This window comes from Burkholderia guangdongensis (assembly GCF_013403875.1).
Classification (GTDB): domain Bacteria; phylum Pseudomonadota; class Gammaproteobacteria; order Burkholderiales; family Burkholderiaceae; genus Burkholderia; species Burkholderia guangdongensis.
The window spans coordinates 107,221-122,557 of record NZ_JACBNX010000011.1 but is presented as its reverse complement, the minus strand read 5'-3'; the positions used below and the strand labels follow the sequence as shown (position 1 = coordinate 122,557).

The 15,337-nt window shown below is 65.1% G+C and carries 15 protein-coding genes and 1 tRNA gene; 10 read left to right on the top strand and 6 right to left on the bottom strand.

Annotated features, from left to right (window positions below):
• Positions 1–2: 2 nt before the first annotated feature.
• The 5 genes from HZI36_RS12570 (at position 3) to HZI36_RS12550 (ending at position 4,691) form a co-directional block, all read left to right on the top strand.
• Complete coding sequence (locus HZI36_RS12570) at positions 3–890, top strand: DUF4123 domain-containing protein (RefSeq protein WP_179402981.1); 888 nt, start codon at positions 3–5, stop codon at positions 888–890.
• Positions 891–899: 9 nt separating this feature from the next.
• Positions 900–1,181: a PAAR domain-containing protein gene (locus HZI36_RS12565; protein WP_179402980.1), complete on the top strand. Its 282-nt coding sequence runs from the start codon at positions 900–902 to the stop codon at positions 1,179–1,181.
• A gap of 215 nt (positions 1,182–1,396) precedes the next feature.
• The gene (locus tag HZI36_RS12560) at positions 1,397–2,311 is read left to right on the top strand and encodes a LysR substrate-binding domain-containing protein (RefSeq protein WP_179402979.1); all 915 of its coding nucleotides are present in this window, start codon (positions 1,397–1,399) and stop codon (positions 2,309–2,311) included.
• Positions 2,312–2,461: 150 nt separating this feature from the next.
• A complete protein-coding gene (locus HZI36_RS12555) occupies positions 2,462–3,715 on the top strand; it encodes a Zn-dependent hydrolase (protein WP_246327056.1) in 1,254 nt (417 codons plus the stop codon).
• A 61-nt stretch (positions 3,716–3,776) separates the two neighbouring features.
• Positions 3,777–4,691: a dimethylarginine dimethylaminohydrolase family protein gene (locus tag HZI36_RS12550; RefSeq protein ID WP_179402978.1), complete on the top strand. Its 915-nt coding sequence runs from the start codon at positions 3,777–3,779 to the stop codon at positions 4,689–4,691.
• A gap of 111 nt (positions 4,692–4,802) precedes the next feature.
• On the opposite strand, the gene HZI36_RS12545 is transcribed toward HZI36_RS12550, so the two are convergent.
• Positions 4,803–5,024, bottom strand: a complete 222-nt coding sequence (locus HZI36_RS12545; RefSeq protein ID WP_179402876.1) for a hypothetical protein — start codon at positions 5,022–5,024, stop codon at positions 4,803–4,805.
• A 386-nt stretch (positions 5,025–5,410) separates the two neighbouring features.
• Between HZI36_RS12545 and HZI36_RS12540 the strand changes: the two genes are divergently transcribed.
• Both HZI36_RS12540 and HZI36_RS12535 read left to right on the top strand, forming a co-directional pair.
• Positions 5,411–5,728 (top strand): hypothetical protein, encoded by a 318-nt coding sequence (locus HZI36_RS12540; protein WP_179402977.1) that lies wholly within the window; start codon positions 5,411–5,413, stop codon positions 5,726–5,728.
• 152 nt (positions 5,729–5,880) lie between these two features.
• Positions 5,881–6,165 (top strand): hypothetical protein, encoded by a 285-nt coding sequence (locus HZI36_RS12535; protein ID WP_179402976.1) that lies wholly within the window; start codon positions 5,881–5,883, stop codon positions 6,163–6,165.
• A 373-nt stretch (positions 6,166–6,538) separates the two neighbouring features.
• Here the strand turns inward: HZI36_RS12535 and HZI36_RS12530 are convergent.
• Positions 6,539–6,614 (bottom strand) — tRNA-Lys (locus HZI36_RS12530).
• A 181-nt stretch (positions 6,615–6,795) separates the two neighbouring features.
• On the opposite strand from HZI36_RS12530, the gene HZI36_RS12525 reads away from it, so the two are divergent.
• Positions 6,796–7,197, top strand: coding sequence for a PaaI family thioesterase (locus HZI36_RS12525; RefSeq protein WP_179402975.1), 402 nt, complete (start codon positions 6,796–6,798; stop codon positions 7,195–7,197).
• A gap of 7 nt (positions 7,198–7,204) precedes the next feature.
• A complete protein-coding gene (locus tag HZI36_RS12520; protein ID WP_179402974.1) occupies positions 7,205–8,071 on the top strand; it encodes a patatin-like phospholipase family protein in 867 nt (288 codons plus the stop codon).
• A gap of 52 nt (positions 8,072–8,123) precedes the next feature.
• Here HZI36_RS12520 and HZI36_RS12515 read toward each other — a convergent pair whose 3' ends face one another.
• Complete coding sequence (locus tag HZI36_RS12515; protein WP_179402973.1) at positions 8,124–9,137, bottom strand: D-2-hydroxyacid dehydrogenase family protein; 1,014 nt, start codon at positions 9,135–9,137, stop codon at positions 8,124–8,126.
• Between the two features lie 383 nt (positions 9,138–9,520).
• Here HZI36_RS12515 and HZI36_RS12510 point away from each other — a divergent pair, with 383 nt between their 5' ends.
• Positions 9,521–10,591, top strand: a complete 1,071-nt coding sequence (locus HZI36_RS12510) for a LysR family transcriptional regulator (protein ID WP_179402972.1) — start codon at positions 9,521–9,523, stop codon at positions 10,589–10,591.
• Between the two features lie 111 nt (positions 10,592–10,702).
• On the opposite strand, the gene HZI36_RS12505 is transcribed toward HZI36_RS12510, so the two are convergent.
• From HZI36_RS12505 to dprA, 3 genes are all read right to left on the bottom strand, one after another.
• On the bottom strand, positions 10,703–13,300 hold the full coding sequence (locus tag HZI36_RS12505; protein ID WP_179402971.1) for a DNA topoisomerase III: 2,598 nt from the start codon (positions 13,298–13,300) through the stop codon (positions 10,703–10,705).
• 285 nt (positions 13,301–13,585) lie between these two features.
• Positions 13,586–13,966, bottom strand: coding sequence for a thioredoxin family protein (locus tag HZI36_RS12500; protein WP_179402970.1), 381 nt, complete (start codon positions 13,964–13,966; stop codon positions 13,586–13,588).
• A gap of 37 nt (positions 13,967–14,003) precedes the next feature.
• On the bottom strand, positions 14,004–15,239 hold the full coding sequence (dprA, locus tag HZI36_RS12495; RefSeq protein WP_179402969.1) for a DNA-processing protein DprA: 1,236 nt from the start codon (positions 15,237–15,239) through the stop codon (positions 14,004–14,006).
• Positions 15,240–15,337 lie beyond the last annotated feature (98 nt).

Genomic DNA, 15,337 nt, shown 5'->3' with positions numbered 1-15,337 from the left:
AGATGGAACTACAAACTACGTCCCCACAGGTGAGCCTGATGGGGTTGGTCGACGCGGCAGTGTGTCCGCCGAAGGGGGTGCCTTTGCTGGAGCGTGCCGGCGTACCGTTCCGCTCCGTTTTCACCGGCCTGCCAGAAGAAGAGCTCGGACCGGCATCGCTGTTTTTGGCGCCGGTGAGCGACATCGAAGCGGACTGGATTGTCGAACTCGACCGACTCGATCTTCAGAGCCCATGCCTGTCGTTGATCTGGAGCCGCGTCGATATGGATGCGCTCGTCACGCATCTGCAGGCGTTCCTGTTTGCGGACATTGGCGACAACATGACCGCGATGGTCCGGTATTTTGACCCGCGCAACACCGGCGCGGTTTTCGACATATGGGGCGAACAGGTCCGCGGCATGTTCATGAGCCCGATCGAGCAGTGGATGTACCGAGGGCGCCACAAGGAGTGGCAGCCAATCCACAACGATTTGACGGCGAGCGCGCGGATCTGCCGCTCAGTCATGATTCGGCTGGAGCAGACGGACATTGACGTCCTCACGGCGCACACGGAGCCAGACGAGATTCTTGCGGTACTGATCGAGTCCGGCGTTGTCGACGGCGCGCGTCCCTATCTCGATCGGTTCGAGGACTTCATTCCCCGATACCTCCGCGCGGTGCAATGGGGGATCAGTGAGCCGGGGGATCGCCTGGTTTTCTGCCAGCATACTTACCTGTACGGAAAGGATTTCGATCAGCATCGGTTTGTCAACGATCTGCTGGTCCGGGGTCAGCAGTCAGGCGAGTCGTTTGGTGCCGCTATCACCCGTGTCCCGGTGGGTGTATGGGAGGAGATTGAGCGGATGGGGGGGCGTGACGCCGGGATTGCGCCGCAGTCAACCACGCTATAAGGAGGCGATATGGCATTGCAGATGATCGTGGTCGGCGACGCGACCTCGCATGGCGGGCAAGTGATCTCCGGTTCGGAAACCCACACCATCGGCGGTAAAAAAATTGCGCGCCTGCATGACCTGGTGGATTGCCCGGAAAAATATCCGGACGGTCGGCCGCACGGCGTCAACAAGATTATCGAGGCACATCCGACAGTGACGATCGATGGCCAGCGAGTTGCGTTGCATGGCCATCATACCGAGTGCGGGTGCACATTGGTTGGCAGCCTGACTGCTCGCGTGGGCGATTGAACCGATGGCATTCGAATCGACCTCGCGGGAACGCGGCGGCTGAACCTCGTCGCATGCGTTGAGTTTCGGGGGGAGAGGGAGGGCTCTGTCGAGGCCGAGAGGGTGGGGGCCGTTCGGGTGGCTAGGTTTGGGGATGACTGATCGTCCAGCGCCTGCTTTACAATCGGGCGGCTCCCGCAGCGCCGCCCAAGCCGCGCTCCTTCGACGACGACCTTATGCACCTGCCTTCGATCACCGCGTTGCGCGCGCTCGACGCGATCGCCCGACACGGTTCCGCTTCGCGCGCGGCCGCCGAGCTGTGCCTGACGCGCAGCGCGATCAGTCACCAGATCAACACGCTCGAGGAGACGCTCGGCTTCGCGGTGCTCGAGCGCGCGGGGCGCGGGATCGTGCTCACGTATCGCGGCGCGCGCTACATCCACGATGCGCGGCGCGCGCTCGGCATCCTCGAGGAAGCGGCGCACCGCAGCGCGGGCGGCGAAGTCGCCGGTCGGCTGCGCGTGAGCTGCGCGCCCGGTTTCGCGGTCTACTGGCTGAGCCACCACGTCGGGGCATTCCACCGCGCGTATCCGCACGTCGAGCTCAGCATCACGTCGCCGCGCACCGCCGACGAAGTCGGCCCGCGCGACGCCGACCTGTTCATCGCGTACGGCAACGGCGACTGGCCCGACTTCGCGATCGAGCCGATCACGTCGCTCAGCTATTTCCCGGTCTGCAGCCCGACGCTCGTCAACGCGCGCGGGCGCCCGCTGACGCTCGACGATCTCGCCGACGTGCTGCTGCTGCACATGGGCGGCCATACGGACTGGGTGCAGTGGCTGGCGACCGCCGGCGCGCATCACGTCGACGGGCGGCGCGGGATCGTGTTCTCCGAAGCGCCGTTCGCGCAGCAGGCGGCGATCTCGGGCCAGGGCATCGCGATCGGCGATACGCTGGTGAGCGGCGACGCGCTCGCGCGCGGGCTGCTGATCCTCCCGTTCGACGTGACGATGGATTCGCCGCGCGGTTACTACCTCGTCGCGACGCCGGAGCGCGCACAGCGCGCCGAAGTGCGTGCGTTCAGCGACTGGCTGCTCGAGGAGCACCGCGTGTCCGCACGCGCGTGGCGCACGCCGCCGCGGCAGACCTGAGTCGAGAAAAACCGCCGGAGTTTAAAAAAACTGACGTCTCGCGCTTAAATTCCTCGATTGTTGCGCCCTTTTTCGCCGGGTACAGTCGCTTCGCATCGCGGCGCAACAGATCGCGGCTCGCAAGCGGCCGGCCGCTCAATGAGGAATTCGATGATGAACGCAGAAGACCGCGCATTGCGCGTCGACGGCAAGCGGCTGTGGTCGCGGCTGATGGAAATTGCGCGGATCGGCGCGCTGCCGCACGGCGGCGTCGACCGGCAGGCGCTGACGGATGCCGACCGGCGCGGCCGCGATCTGTTTCGCCGCTGGTGCGAGGACGCGGGCCTGACGGTCGAGGTCGACCGGATCGGCAACCTGTTCGCGCGCCGCGCGGGCATCGACGACACGCTGCCGCCAGTGCTCGTGGGCTCGCATCTGGATTCGCAGCCGACGGGCGGCAAGTTCGATGGCGTGTACGGGGTGCTGGCCGGGCTCGAAGTCGCGCAGACGCTGAACGAGCGTGGCGTGCGCACGCTGCATCCGCTCGAGATCGCGAGCTGGACCAACGAGGAGGGCGCGCGCTTTTCGCCGGCGATGGTCGGATCGGGCGTGTTCGCCGGCGTGTTCACGCTCGACTACGGGCTGTCGCGAACCGACAAGGCGGGCCGCACGCTCGGCGACGAGCTCGCGCGCATCGGCTACGCGGGCGAGCGTGACGTCGGCGGGCATGCGTACGCGGCCGCGCTCGAGCTGCACATCGAGCAGGGGCCGATTCTCGAGCAGCGCGGGCTGACGATCGGCGTCGTGACCGGCGTGCAGGGGATGCGCTGGTACGACCTCGTGATCGAAGGCCGCGAAGTGCACGCGGGGCCGACGCCGATGGCCGACCGGCGCGATCCGTTCCGCGCGTTGTGCGAGATCCAGCAGGCGCTGTACGCGCTCGTCGATGGTCATGCGCCGGACAGCCGCGTCACGTTCGGCGATCTGTCCGTCGAGCCGGGATCGCGCAATACGGTGCCGGGCCGCGTCGTGCTGTCCGTCGATCTGCGCCACCCGGACGAGGCGACGCTGCAGCGGATGGAGGATGCGTTCGTCACGATCGCGGCCGACGCGTGCGAGCGGCATCGCGTGACGCACCGGATCGACACGGTCTGGCATTCGCCGGCCGTCCGGTTCGCGCCGTCGTGCGTCGACGCGGTCGAACGCGCGAGCGGCGCGCTCGGGCTGCCCGCGTGCCGGATGGTCAGCGGCGCGGGGCACGATTCGGTCTACCTGTCGCGCATGATGCCGACCGGGATGATCTTCATCCCGTGCCGCGACGGCGTGAGTCACAACGAGGCGGAGGAAGCGGAGCCGGCGCACGTCGAGGCGGGCGCGAACGTGCTGCTCGGCGCGATCGTCGAGCTCACGCGGGCGCGGATCTAGAGTCGGGTGGTATCCGCACGTCGGTGCGGGCATTTCAACTATTCAATAAGGAATACTAAATATGGAATTCAATCTCCGGAATCGTCGTGACGGTGGCAATACCCCGGCGCTGAAGGAATGGGGGGCGAACAGCGACTACGGCGTGCTGCGCGACGTGCTGCTCGGCCCGGCGGACAACTATCGCTGGCTCGAGACGAGCTCGCTGTCGAAGAAGAGCCTGCGCAGCGGGTTGCGTTTCGACGCGGACGTCGCGCGCCGGCAGCATGCGGAGATGGTCGACGCGTATCGCTCCGCGGGCGTCGACGTGCACTTTCACGAGGCGGATTCCGAACTGCCGTATCAGATCTTCGCGCGGGATTCGTCGGTGATGACGCCGTTCGGCGCGGTGATCACGAACATGGCGCAGTGGTGGCGGCGTGGCGAGAACTTCCGCGCGATCGAGACGTATCAGCGGCTTGGCATTCCGATCTACGACTACGTGACGGCCGGCACGTTCGAGGGGGGCGACTTCGACATCATCGAGCCGGGCTGCGTGCTGATCGGCTGGGAAGGCTCCGAGGGCCGCTCGCAGGAACAGGGCGCGCGCCAGCTGAAGGGCTGGTTCGAGAAGGAGGGCTGGGAGGTTCGGCTCTGCGATATCGATCCGTACTACGTCCATATCGACCTGATGGTCGTGATGCTCGCGCCGAAGCTCGCGGCGGTCTGCGTCGAGACGACCGACCCGGGTGTCGTCGACTGGCTGCGCGGCAAGGGGATCGAGATCGTCGAGGTGCCGTTCAAGGACACGATGGCGCTCGGCTGCAACGTCGTCGCGCTGGGCAACGATCGCGTGCTGCTGCCGCAGAGCAGCCACTTCCTGAAGGACCGGCTGAAGGCGTTGGGTTTCCGGATCTACGATCCAGCGATCGACATGATCGCGAACGGCGGCGGCGGCGTGCACTGCATGTGTCAGCCGTTGCGGCGGGATGCGGTTTGATGGGCCGAATATCGCACTGGAGCAAGTAAAAAGGCCGGTCAGCTTGGACTGACCGGCCTGGGAATCCATCGTGAACCTGCTGTACCGAACCCTTCGGTTAGACCCCTAAAATCAGGATTCGTGTTTTTCGAGCAAACTGCGCGCGAGTGCTCGAGCGGCATCACGGGCCTCGACGTCGCTTGAAAATTCCTGTTCGATATTGTGCTCCTCGGAGGCGCCTGGATCCTCTCCGATATGGCGCAGGTAGACAATTCCGCGATAACGTCCGGACATCGTCTTCATCACCCGAAGGCGCGCCACGTGCGTGTGGGTCGTACAGATTTCGTCATCCACGATGTTTTCCTTGCAGGCACCCTCGGCGAGGCCATACCGTCGGCACCGGTGCGGAGAGGTCAATGCTTGCCATGCATCCATCCCATGTGATGGGAATCCAGCCACTGAACCATTCCCTCGCCCGGATGTTCACTCCTGTAACGACGCGCCAACGCGAAAGCAGCAACAGCAACCGCCGCACAACCCACCACCCAACCGATCATTGACTGAGACATGGCAACCTCCTCGGGGAACGCGGCCATGACTGAATTTTAGGCGTCTTGGGGCAAGTATTCTCAAGACCGACATCATTCTCAAGTTGATCCGTCATCCCAATCATTTTTCCGGCGTGTGCGTGTGTTGAGAAGCGACTAAACTGAAATCGAGCTGGATTTCGGAGCACCATCATGATTGACGCTGAGCCAAACAGCACTTTTCGGCACCTGCCGCTGACATCCGAGCAAGATGCGGAAATCCGGCACTATATAAAGAGGAAAACGCAAAGGGGCGAACAATGGGATACCCCGGAGCTGGCGGCCATGCTCAGAGACATGCTCGATCCCCCTCTCGACGACGATGGGAAGCCTGGGGCCGACGTCGAGGAAACGAAACTGGCCTCCGAGTGTGCGGCGGCATCGATCGACGAGGCCATGGAACCTGTCTCCGCGAGCGAAGAGCGAAATGCAGCGATGGAAGCGGAGGAGATGAAGCACCCCAGACGGTAGCGTTTCGCCGTGCTCGAAGCTTCGAGCCGAAGCGGCTCTAACCGAATGTGAATTGGCGGCGTATAGTGGCGCATGACTTTCCTCGGTGTGCGCATCTGTGACACGGGGCAGATCGGCTAAACCCAAGACTCCCCGGATAAGCAGAGCCGTTCATGAAAATCGATCACAGTGCCATTCCCTACTATCTTGTCCTTCGTGCCGGCTGGCCGCCCTATGTGTTGAATGCGGACCACCTGGTGCTCCGCCGTGAAGCGAGTCCGCTGTTGCGGGCGTTTGCGCGAACGCGCGGCAGGTTCGCACGTCTCGATGGTATCGCGTGGAATACCTTTTCCGACGTTGAAGGCCTTTCAGTGGTCGAGCGTCAGGAAACATGGTTCTATGCGCTGATTGAAGGAACCGAGACAGAACATCAATTGCGATTGCTGACGACCCTCTGAAATTGACGCGAGGGCGATACGACCATAAGGAACCCCTTTTCGAGTTGAACGCAAAATCATCCAAATTTCGTCCGGCCGAATCAAACAATATGGACTACGTAACAATGGCCTGTCCCGCTATGATCGACGAAGGACCAATCTGGATACTTTAAGGCGCTTGAACGTCTTGCTGGATCACGGCACGCATGGGGGCCGCCGCGGCCGTGTTGCTCAGACCGACGTGCCAGTGCCGGGGAAGTTTGCCGGGGAGATTTTCTTGGCGGTGGATGCAGTGCTGATCATGCGTAACTTTGACACCTGCCCGCACGAGCTACAGACAAAAAAAAGCACCGCGATCGCTCGCAAGTGCTTGATTTCCTACAGCAGAATTCGGTGGTGGGGCGTGAGTGACTCGAACACTCGACCTACGGATTAAGAGTCCGCTGCTCTACCAACTGAGCTAACGCCCCAACAGAAGCAAGATTATGCATGGCATTTTCACTTCTGGCAAGCCCCTTCCATCACTTTTTTCAAAAATATGCACGGACCGCCGAGCGGCCGGGCTCCGGATACGACATGCGGTCGCTCGGCGCGCGCTCCCGGTATCATGATGCTCCTACGCGCTGCGCAACATTTCCTGAGCCCCTGAAGATGGACGAAAACGCTGTCCGCGAACTACTGGGCCGAATGGCCCCGTGGATTCGCGCGCTCGGTCTGACCCCCGTATCGATCTCCGACGAGAGCGTCACGCTGCGTCTGCCGTTTTCCGGTGAATTCCGCCATTCGGGCGGCGTGATCTGTGGCCAGGTGTTCACGGCCGCCGCCGATACCGCGATGGTCGTCGCGATCTCGGTCGCGCTCGGCGAATTCCGGCCGATGACCACCGTGTCGCTGAACACGAATTTCATGCGCTCGGTGCGCAAGGGCGATCTGCTCGTCACCGCGCGCGTGTTGCGCATGGGCCGCAACCTGGTGTTCGGTGAGGTCGAGCTGTTCGACGAAGACGGCAAGATGGCCGTCCACGCGACGTCAACGTACGCGCTCGTCGGCTGAGCGCGCGGTGTTCGATCAGATCGTCTTCGCGGGCGGCGGCAATCGCTGCTGGTGGCAGGCCGGTTTCTGGGACGTCGCGCAGCCCGCGCTCGCGCTGAAGCCGCGCGTGATCGCCGGCATCTCCGCCGGCGCCGCGACCGCGTGCATGCTGTATACGCGCGATTCCGCCTGGGTGATGCGTTATTACGAACAGGCGCTGAGCCGCAACCGGAAGAACGCGTACTGGGGCAATCTGTTCCGCCGCGAGCCCGTGTTCCCGCATTACCGGATCTACCGGCAGGCGCTGCTCGACATCTACGGCGAACCGTTCGCGAAGCTCGGCGACGCGCCGGAAATCCGCATCGGCGTGTCGCACGTGCCGCGCTGGCTCGGCGCGCGCAGCGCGGTCGTCGCGGGGATCGTCGCGTACAACATCGAGAAGTACGTGCGCAAGTCGCTGCATCCGACACTCGGCCGCACGCTCGGCTTCAAGCCGGAATTCGTGCGTGCGCAGTCGTGCGCGCGCGTCGACGAGCTCGCCGACCTGATCCTGCAGTCGTCGTGCACGCCGCCGTTCACGCCGGTGCTGCAACGTGACGGCCGGCCCGTGCTCGACGGCGGGATGGTCGACAACGTGCCGGTCGGCGCGCTCGACGCGTCGCCGGGCGATGTGCTCGTGCTGGTTACGCGGCTGTATCCGCGCCCGCGGATGTTCACGGTCGCGTACGGCGAGCAGCGGCGCCTCTACGTGCAGCCGTCGAGCAAGGTGCCGATCTCGAGCTGGGACTATACGAACGCGTCGCAGATGCGGCACGCGTACGATCTCGGCCGGCGCGACGGCGAGCATTTCCTCACCCGCGTCGGTGCGCTGACGGACGGGCGCATAACGGTCTGATGGCCTGACGGGCGGCGACGCGCGTTTGCCGTCCGCCGCCCGCGCGTCAACTTCAGCGTTTGCGAATCGGCTGCAGCGCTTCCGGATTGGCGACGCTCGACAGATCGCCCTGATCGAACGCGAGGATGTTCCTGAACGCGGCGCTGAAGTAGAGCTCGTAGCTTTCGCGTTCGACATAGCCGATGTGCGGCGTGCAGATCACGTTCTCCATGCGCAGCAGGCTGTAGCCCTGCAGGATCGGTTCGGTCTCGAACACGTCGATCGCGACCATCCCGGGCCGGTTGTGCGACAGCGCGTTGACGAGCGCGTTCTCGTCGAGCAGCTCGGCGCGGCTCGTGTTCACGAACAGCGACGTCGGCTTCATCCGCATCAGATCCTCCTGCTTGACGATGCCGTGCGTGTCGTCGTGCAGGCGCAGGTGCAGCGACAGCACGTCGCTCTGCTCGAACAGCGCTTCGCGGCTCTCGGCCGCGGTGTAGCCGTCCGCGCGCGCGGCTTCGAGCGAGTGCTCGCGGCCCCAGATCATCACGTTCATCCCGAACGCCTTGCCGTAGCCGGCGACGATGCGGCCGATCTTGCCGTAGCCCCAGATCCCGAGCGTCTGCCCGCGCAGTACCTGGCCGAGACCGAAGTTCGGCGGCATGGCCGACGTCTTCAGGCCCGATTGCTGCCACGCGCCCTGTTTCAGGTTCGCGACGTACTGCGGGATGCGGCGCTGAGCGGCCATCACGAGCGCCCAGGTCAGTTCCGCGGGCGCGACGGGCGAGCCGGTGCCTTCGAGCACCGCGATTCCGCGGTCGGAGCAGGCTTCGAGGTCGATATGGCTCGAGACGCGGCCGGTCTGGCTGATCATGCGCAGATTCGGCAGTTTGGCGAGCAGTTGCGAGGAGATCGGGGTGCGTTCGCGAATCAGCACGAGCGCTTCGACTTCCGCCAGACGGCTCGCGAGCTGGCCGAGCCCGCGCACCGTGTTGTTGAAGACTTTCACGTCGTGATCGGCGAGCATCTGGAAGCAGTTCAGCTTGCGGACGGCGTCCTGGTAGTCGTCGAGGATGGCAATTTTCATGGTAGCGGGAGTCGCGCGTTGAGGGCTGGGCGGGGGCCTCCGCCCGGTTTGAGGGCCGATATGATGCTATGCCGGACGGCCGTCTGCTGTATCACTTTTTAACAGGTTGTTACGCCCGCCCGCAATGGGCGCCGGCGGCGCGCGGATCCCCCGTGCCACATCAGACGAGTCGTTCCTGAATCTGCCGCTTGTCGAACGAAGTCTGCCTGATTGTTTCTGTTTGAGGAATAATTGAATCAAATTCACCGCGAAGCCGAGCAAGTTTGATCATTTTTCGCTGGATAAGCGCGTCGGTTGGGCAACTCTGCGCCATTTCGCGTGTCGTAGGAGAATTACGCATTTGCGTCTCTTTTTTGAAGCAGTAACAGCGGCAGGAGTTGTTTATGGATCATTTGCAGTCGATGCGAGTGTTCGTCAAGGTGGCGGATCTCGGCAGCTTTGCACGGGCCGCGAGCGCGATGGACATCTCCAACGCGGTCGCGACGCGTCACGTCGCCGATCTGGAGGGCCGCCTCGGCACGCGTCTGCTCAATCGCACGACACGCAGCCTGTCCCTGACGGAGTCGGGTCAGGTGTATCTGGAGCGTGCGCGCCAGATTCTCGACGAGCTCGAGGACGTCGAGCAGATGGTGGTCGCGCGCAATCACGAGCCGGTCGGCACGCTGCGCATCGTCGCGCCCGTCGTGTTCGGCCTGCACAATCTCGCGCCGGTCCTGAAGACCTATACCGAACGCTATCCGAAAGTCGTGCCGGATCTGACGCTGGTCGACCGGCAGGTCGATCTGGTCGAGGAAGGTTTCGACGTCGGCATCGTGATCGCGCGCCAGATGCGCAGCGCGAGCATCGTGATGCGGCGACTGACGACTGGCTGCATGATGGTCTGCGCGACGCCCGGCTATCTGGAGAAGCACGGCGTGCCGACTCACCCCGAGCAGTTGATGCAGCACCCGAGCCTGAGCCTGCCGTCCGAATACTGGGGCGACGAGCGGGTGTTCACGGGGCCGGAAGGCGAGGTGCGCGTGCGGCCGACCAACGTGGTCGTCGCGAACAACACCGAGATGCTGCGCCAGTTCGCGCTGCTCGGCATGGGGATCGCGATTCTGCCGAGCTACCTGAGCGGCGGCGACACCGCGCGCGGTCATCTCGTACGGCTGCTGAGCGACTATCGGCTGCCGCAGGTCGAGATCAACGTCGCCTATCCGAGCCGCCGCCATCTGCCGGCCAAGGTGCGGACTTTCATCGATCACCTCGTCGAGCACTTCAATCAGACTTCGGATCCGTCGGCCGGCGATCCGGCGGCCGATGAGCAATGGTCGACGCAGCGTGTACCCGTCGCCGACCCGCTCGGCGCCGAAGCGCTGGCGACGGCATCCGATGCGGCCGATCCGGCGCTGTCACCCCGCCTGCCGGCGAAGGCGCCGCGCACGCGGGTTGCCGTGCCTTCGCCGCTCTGAGCTGATGCTCAACTCCCGGCATTTCATTCGGAACGGGCAATAAAAAACGCGGATCGGTTGCGATCCGCGTTTTTTTACGACCGAACGCTTCGGCGCGGCGCGCCGATCGCGTCACGAACCGGTCTTGCGTGACGTCGTCTTGCGTGCGGCGGTTTTGCGGGCCGGTGCCGGTTTTTCTTCCGCGCCTTCCGTCACCGTTTCCGCTTCGTTCGTCGCCGATTTTGCCGTCTTCTTCGCGGCGGGCTTCTTCGGCTCCTTCTTCTCGAATTCGAAGCCGATCTTGCCGTCCGGCTGCTTCACGAGAAATGCCTTGAAGCTGCGGCCGGTTCGCGCCGACTTGAAGCCCGGCAGCAGATCGGTGCGGCCGTCGACGAGCAGCTTGCCCATCTGCTCGCGCGTGATTTCCTGCTGCAGGATCACCTTGCCGGAGCGGAAATCGCAGGTCTTCGGGTTCGCGACCGAGTGCTCGCACACGTAGCTCATCCCGTGCTCGAACACGCGGCCGCTGCATTTCGGGCACGCGCCGACCGGCTCCTGCGCGGAGAAGTCGGGCGCTTCGCCGTCTTCGCCGCCCTGATCCTGGCCGAAATCGAACTCGAGCTTGTAGTTCTTCGTCTCGTCGTCGAGCGTGAGCTTCAGGATCGCCGAGAACGGCCGCCCCATCTTGCTGCGGAAACCGGACAGCGGACCGATCTCCTTCTTCTGCAGCAGCTCCTCGACTTCCGCAATTTCGAACTGCCGGCTGCCCGGGATCTTCGAGATCGAAAATTCGCACTTCGTGCACGCAAAACGCCGGTAATTCTCTTTGACTTGCCCGCCGCAGTTCGGGCACGGCGTTTCGAGCGTCGCGTAGTCGCCGGGAATCGTGTCGGAATCGTATTCCTTCGCGCGCTTGACGATGGTCTGCGTCATGCGGGCGATTTCCTGCATGAACGTGTCGCGCGCGAGCTTGCCGCGCTCCATCTGCGAGAGCTTGTATTCCCATTCGCCGGTGAGCTCCGGCGCGGTCAGCTCCTTCACGTCGAGGCCGCGCAGCAGCGTCATCAGCTGGAATGCCTTCGCGGTCGGGATCAGCTCGCGGCCTTCGCGCACCAGATACTTCTCGCCGAGCAGCCCTTCGATGATCGCCGCGCGCGTGGCCGGCGTGCCGAGCCCCTTCGCGGCCATCGCCTCGCGCAGCTCGTCGTCCTCGACGAGCTTGCCGGCACCTTCCATCGCGGACAGCAGCGTCGCTTCCGAGTAGCGCGCGGGCGGTTTCGTCACGAGGCCGTGCGCGGCGACCTTGTCGGTCTTGACCTTCTCGCCCTTCTGGATCGGCACGAGGTTCGCGTCCGCGCCTTGCGCGTCGCGGCCGTACACCTGCAGCCAGCCCGGCTCGACGAGCACCTTGCCCTCGGTCTTGAAGTGATGGCCGGCGACTTCGGTGATCCGGGTCGTGACCTTGTACTCCGCGGCCGGGAAGAACACCGCGAGGAAGCGCTTTACGACGAGGTCGTAGAGCTTCTGCTCCGGCTCGGACAGCGACTTCGGCGCCTGCAGCGTCGGGATGATCGCGAAGTGGTCGCTGATCTTCGAGTTGTCGAAGATCCGCTTGTTCGGCTTCACCCAGCCCTTGTCGAGCACCTGCTTCGCGTGCGGCAGGTAGTTGTGGCTTTCCTTCAGCATCTCGAGCGTCGACTGCACGGTGCCGAGATAGTCTTCCGGCAGCGCGCGCGCGTCGGTACGCGGATAGGTCAGCACCTTGTGCTTTTCATACAGCGCCTGCGCGAGCCCGAGTGTGTTCTTCGCGGAGAAGCCGAAGCGGCTGTTCGCTTCGCGCTGCAGGGTGGTCAGGTCGTACAGCAGCGGCGAAAGCTGCGTCGACGGCTTCGATTCCTCGGTGACCGTGCCGATCTGGTCGCGGCAGGCCGCGACGATCGTTTCGGCCGCGGGCAGGCTCCAGAGCCGCGAATCACGCTTTTCCGGATCGAATTCGTCGCGCTTGAATTTCGGATCGAACCATCGGCCTTCGTAGAAACCGGCCGCACCGACGAACTCGGCACGCACTTCCCAGTAATCGCGCGGCACGAACCGGCGGATTTTCTCTTCGCGTTCGACGACGATCGACAAAGTTGGCGTCTGAACGCGGCCGACCGTCGTCAGGAAGAACCCACCGCCCTTGCTGTTGAACGCGGTCATCGCGCGGGTGCCGTTGATGCCGACGAGCCAGTCCGCTTCCGAGCGGCAGCGGGCGGCGTCGGCGAGCGGCTGCATGTCCGAGTCGCTGCGCAGATGCGCGAAGCCGTCGCGGATCGCGGCCGGCGTCATCGACTGCAGCCACAGGCGCTGCACCGGCTGCTTCGCCTTCGCGTGCTGCGCGATCAGGCGGAAAATCAGCTCACCCTCGCGCCCCGCGTCGCATGCGTTGATCAGACGTTCGACGTCCTTGCGCTTCAGCAGCTTCGTGAGGACCTTCAGCCGCGATTCGCTTTTTGCGATCGGGTTCAGGTCGAAATGCGGCGGAATGACGGGCAGATGCGCGAAGCTCCATTTGCCGCGTTTGACTTCGTATTCCTCCGGGGCGGCGATTTCCAGCAAGTGGCCGACTGCCGACGAAAGGACGAAGTCGTCGCTCTCATAGTATTCGTCATGCTTGGTAAAGCCGCCCAAAGCGCGCGCGATGTCGTTCGCGACAGAAGGCTTTTCCGCAATGATCAGTGCTTTGGACATGACAGGTGTGTGTTGGTGGACCGGGCTCGCCCCGGTTGTAGATCCCTTTTACGACGGCTTTATAGCACACGCCGCCGCGACGGCAACCGGCGTGCGAAAAGCGGCTCATCATAGTGGGGGCCCGCGGCGGCGGCAAGCGCCCGGCGTGGCGGGCCGCCGGAACGCGCGCCGGAGCGGCTCGCAGGCCACCGGCTCAGGGGCTCGCCGGCCACCGGCTCAGTGGCCCGCCGGCCAGCGACTCGGGGGCCCGCCGACGAGCGGCTCAGGGGCCTGCCGACGAGCCGCTCAGGCCTCGACGACGAGCAGGTTACGCAATTTCGGTGCATGCGGCGAGCCGGGCACCGCGGCAAGGTCGGCCAGCATCCGGTCGACGATCGACGCGTGCGGCAGCACGGTGCCGAAGAAGCGCGCGGCGTCGGCGTCCTCGATCAGGATCGTCGGGAAGTTTTCGACGTCGAGCTCATCGAGCCGGTCGGCGTGCGTCTCGATGTCGATCCAGACGAAGCAGGCGTCCGGATGCGCATCGGCGAGCCGGTCGAACGCCGCCGCATAGTCGCGGCAGGTGCCGCACCATTCGGCGCACAGGCAAGCGACGAGCAGCGTGGCGGGATGGCGGAGGCGCTCGGCGATCCGATCCGCATCGGTGTCGAGATTCAGCGCGGGCATGACTTTCCTTGCAGGTTCGTTGGCGGTGCGGCCGCCCCTATGCGCGGGACTGTAGCACGCCGGGCGCACCGCGCGCTGACGGCGCTGTGGCGGGTGCGGCGGGTATGTTCAGGCGGACGAAGCGCGCGCCGGGCAGGCTCGCGACACGTCCGGCGAGCTCGAGCGCGAGCAGCGCGCGGTGCAGCGCGTCGTCTGGCAGGCCCGCGTGCTCGGCGAGCCATTCGAACGTGACGGGGCCGTAGCCGAGCGCGGCGATGACTGCGCACTCGTCGGAATTCGCGACCGGGGGGGATGGGGCGTCGTCGTCGGGTGCAGGTGTGCTGCGCGGTATGCCGCACTCGCCGAATTCCTCGAGCACGTCCGACGGCGCGGCGGTGAGTTTCGCTCCGTCGCGGATCAGCGCGTGGCAGCCTTGCGCGAGCGGCGCGTGGATCGAGCCCGGCACCGCGAAGACGTCGCGCCCCATCTCGTTCGCGAGCCGCGCGGTGATCAGCGACCCGGATCGCGGCGCGGCCTCGACGACGAGCACGCCGCGCGCGAGCCCGGCAATCAGCCGGTTGCGCTGCGGAAAGTGCTCGGCGCGCGCCGGCGCGCCGAGCGGCCATTCCGACACGATCGCGCCCCGCGCGGCGATTTCGTGCGCGAGTGCGCGATGCCGGGCCGGATAGACGAGGTCCGCGCCGGTGCCGATCACCGCGATCGTGCTCGACCGGCCGTCGAGTCCGCCACGATGCGCGGCGCCGTCGATGCCGAGCGCGAGGCCGGACACGATCGCGAAGCCGGCGTCGGACAGGCTTCGTGCGAAGTGCGTCGCGTCGGCGAGGCCCTGCGGCGTCGCATGGCGGCTGCCGACGACCGCGACGCTGCCCGCGTGCAGCAATGCCGTGCGCCCCTTTACATATAGCAGCGGCGGCGGGTCGTGCAGATCGGCGAGCCGTGGCGGATAGGCCGGGTCGCCGAGCGTGACGACCGAGTTGCCGGGTGCGTCGAGCCAAGCGAGTGCCGCGTCGGTATGCGCGGCCAGATCGGCGGGCGCGTTCTCGCGGAGCGTGCGTGCGGCAGCGGGGCTGCTGGCCGCCGCGATCGCGTCGTCCGGCGCGTCGAACAGCGCGGCCGGCGATCCGAACGCGTCGAGCAACGCGCGCGCAACGGCCGGTGGAATGCCGGGTGTGCCCGCGAACCGCAGCCATGCGCGCAGCTCGGCCGGGCTCAGCGCGCGCGGCGACATGACGACGCCGTTGAACGCGACGCACAGCGGTTGTCGGGCCGGCATGCTAGAATTTTCATCATCCGAAATAATCCGATGGGGCTGCATGCACGCACATGCAGCCGGTTGCGGGAAGAGTGAGCGCGAGCGTTGATTCGCCGCGT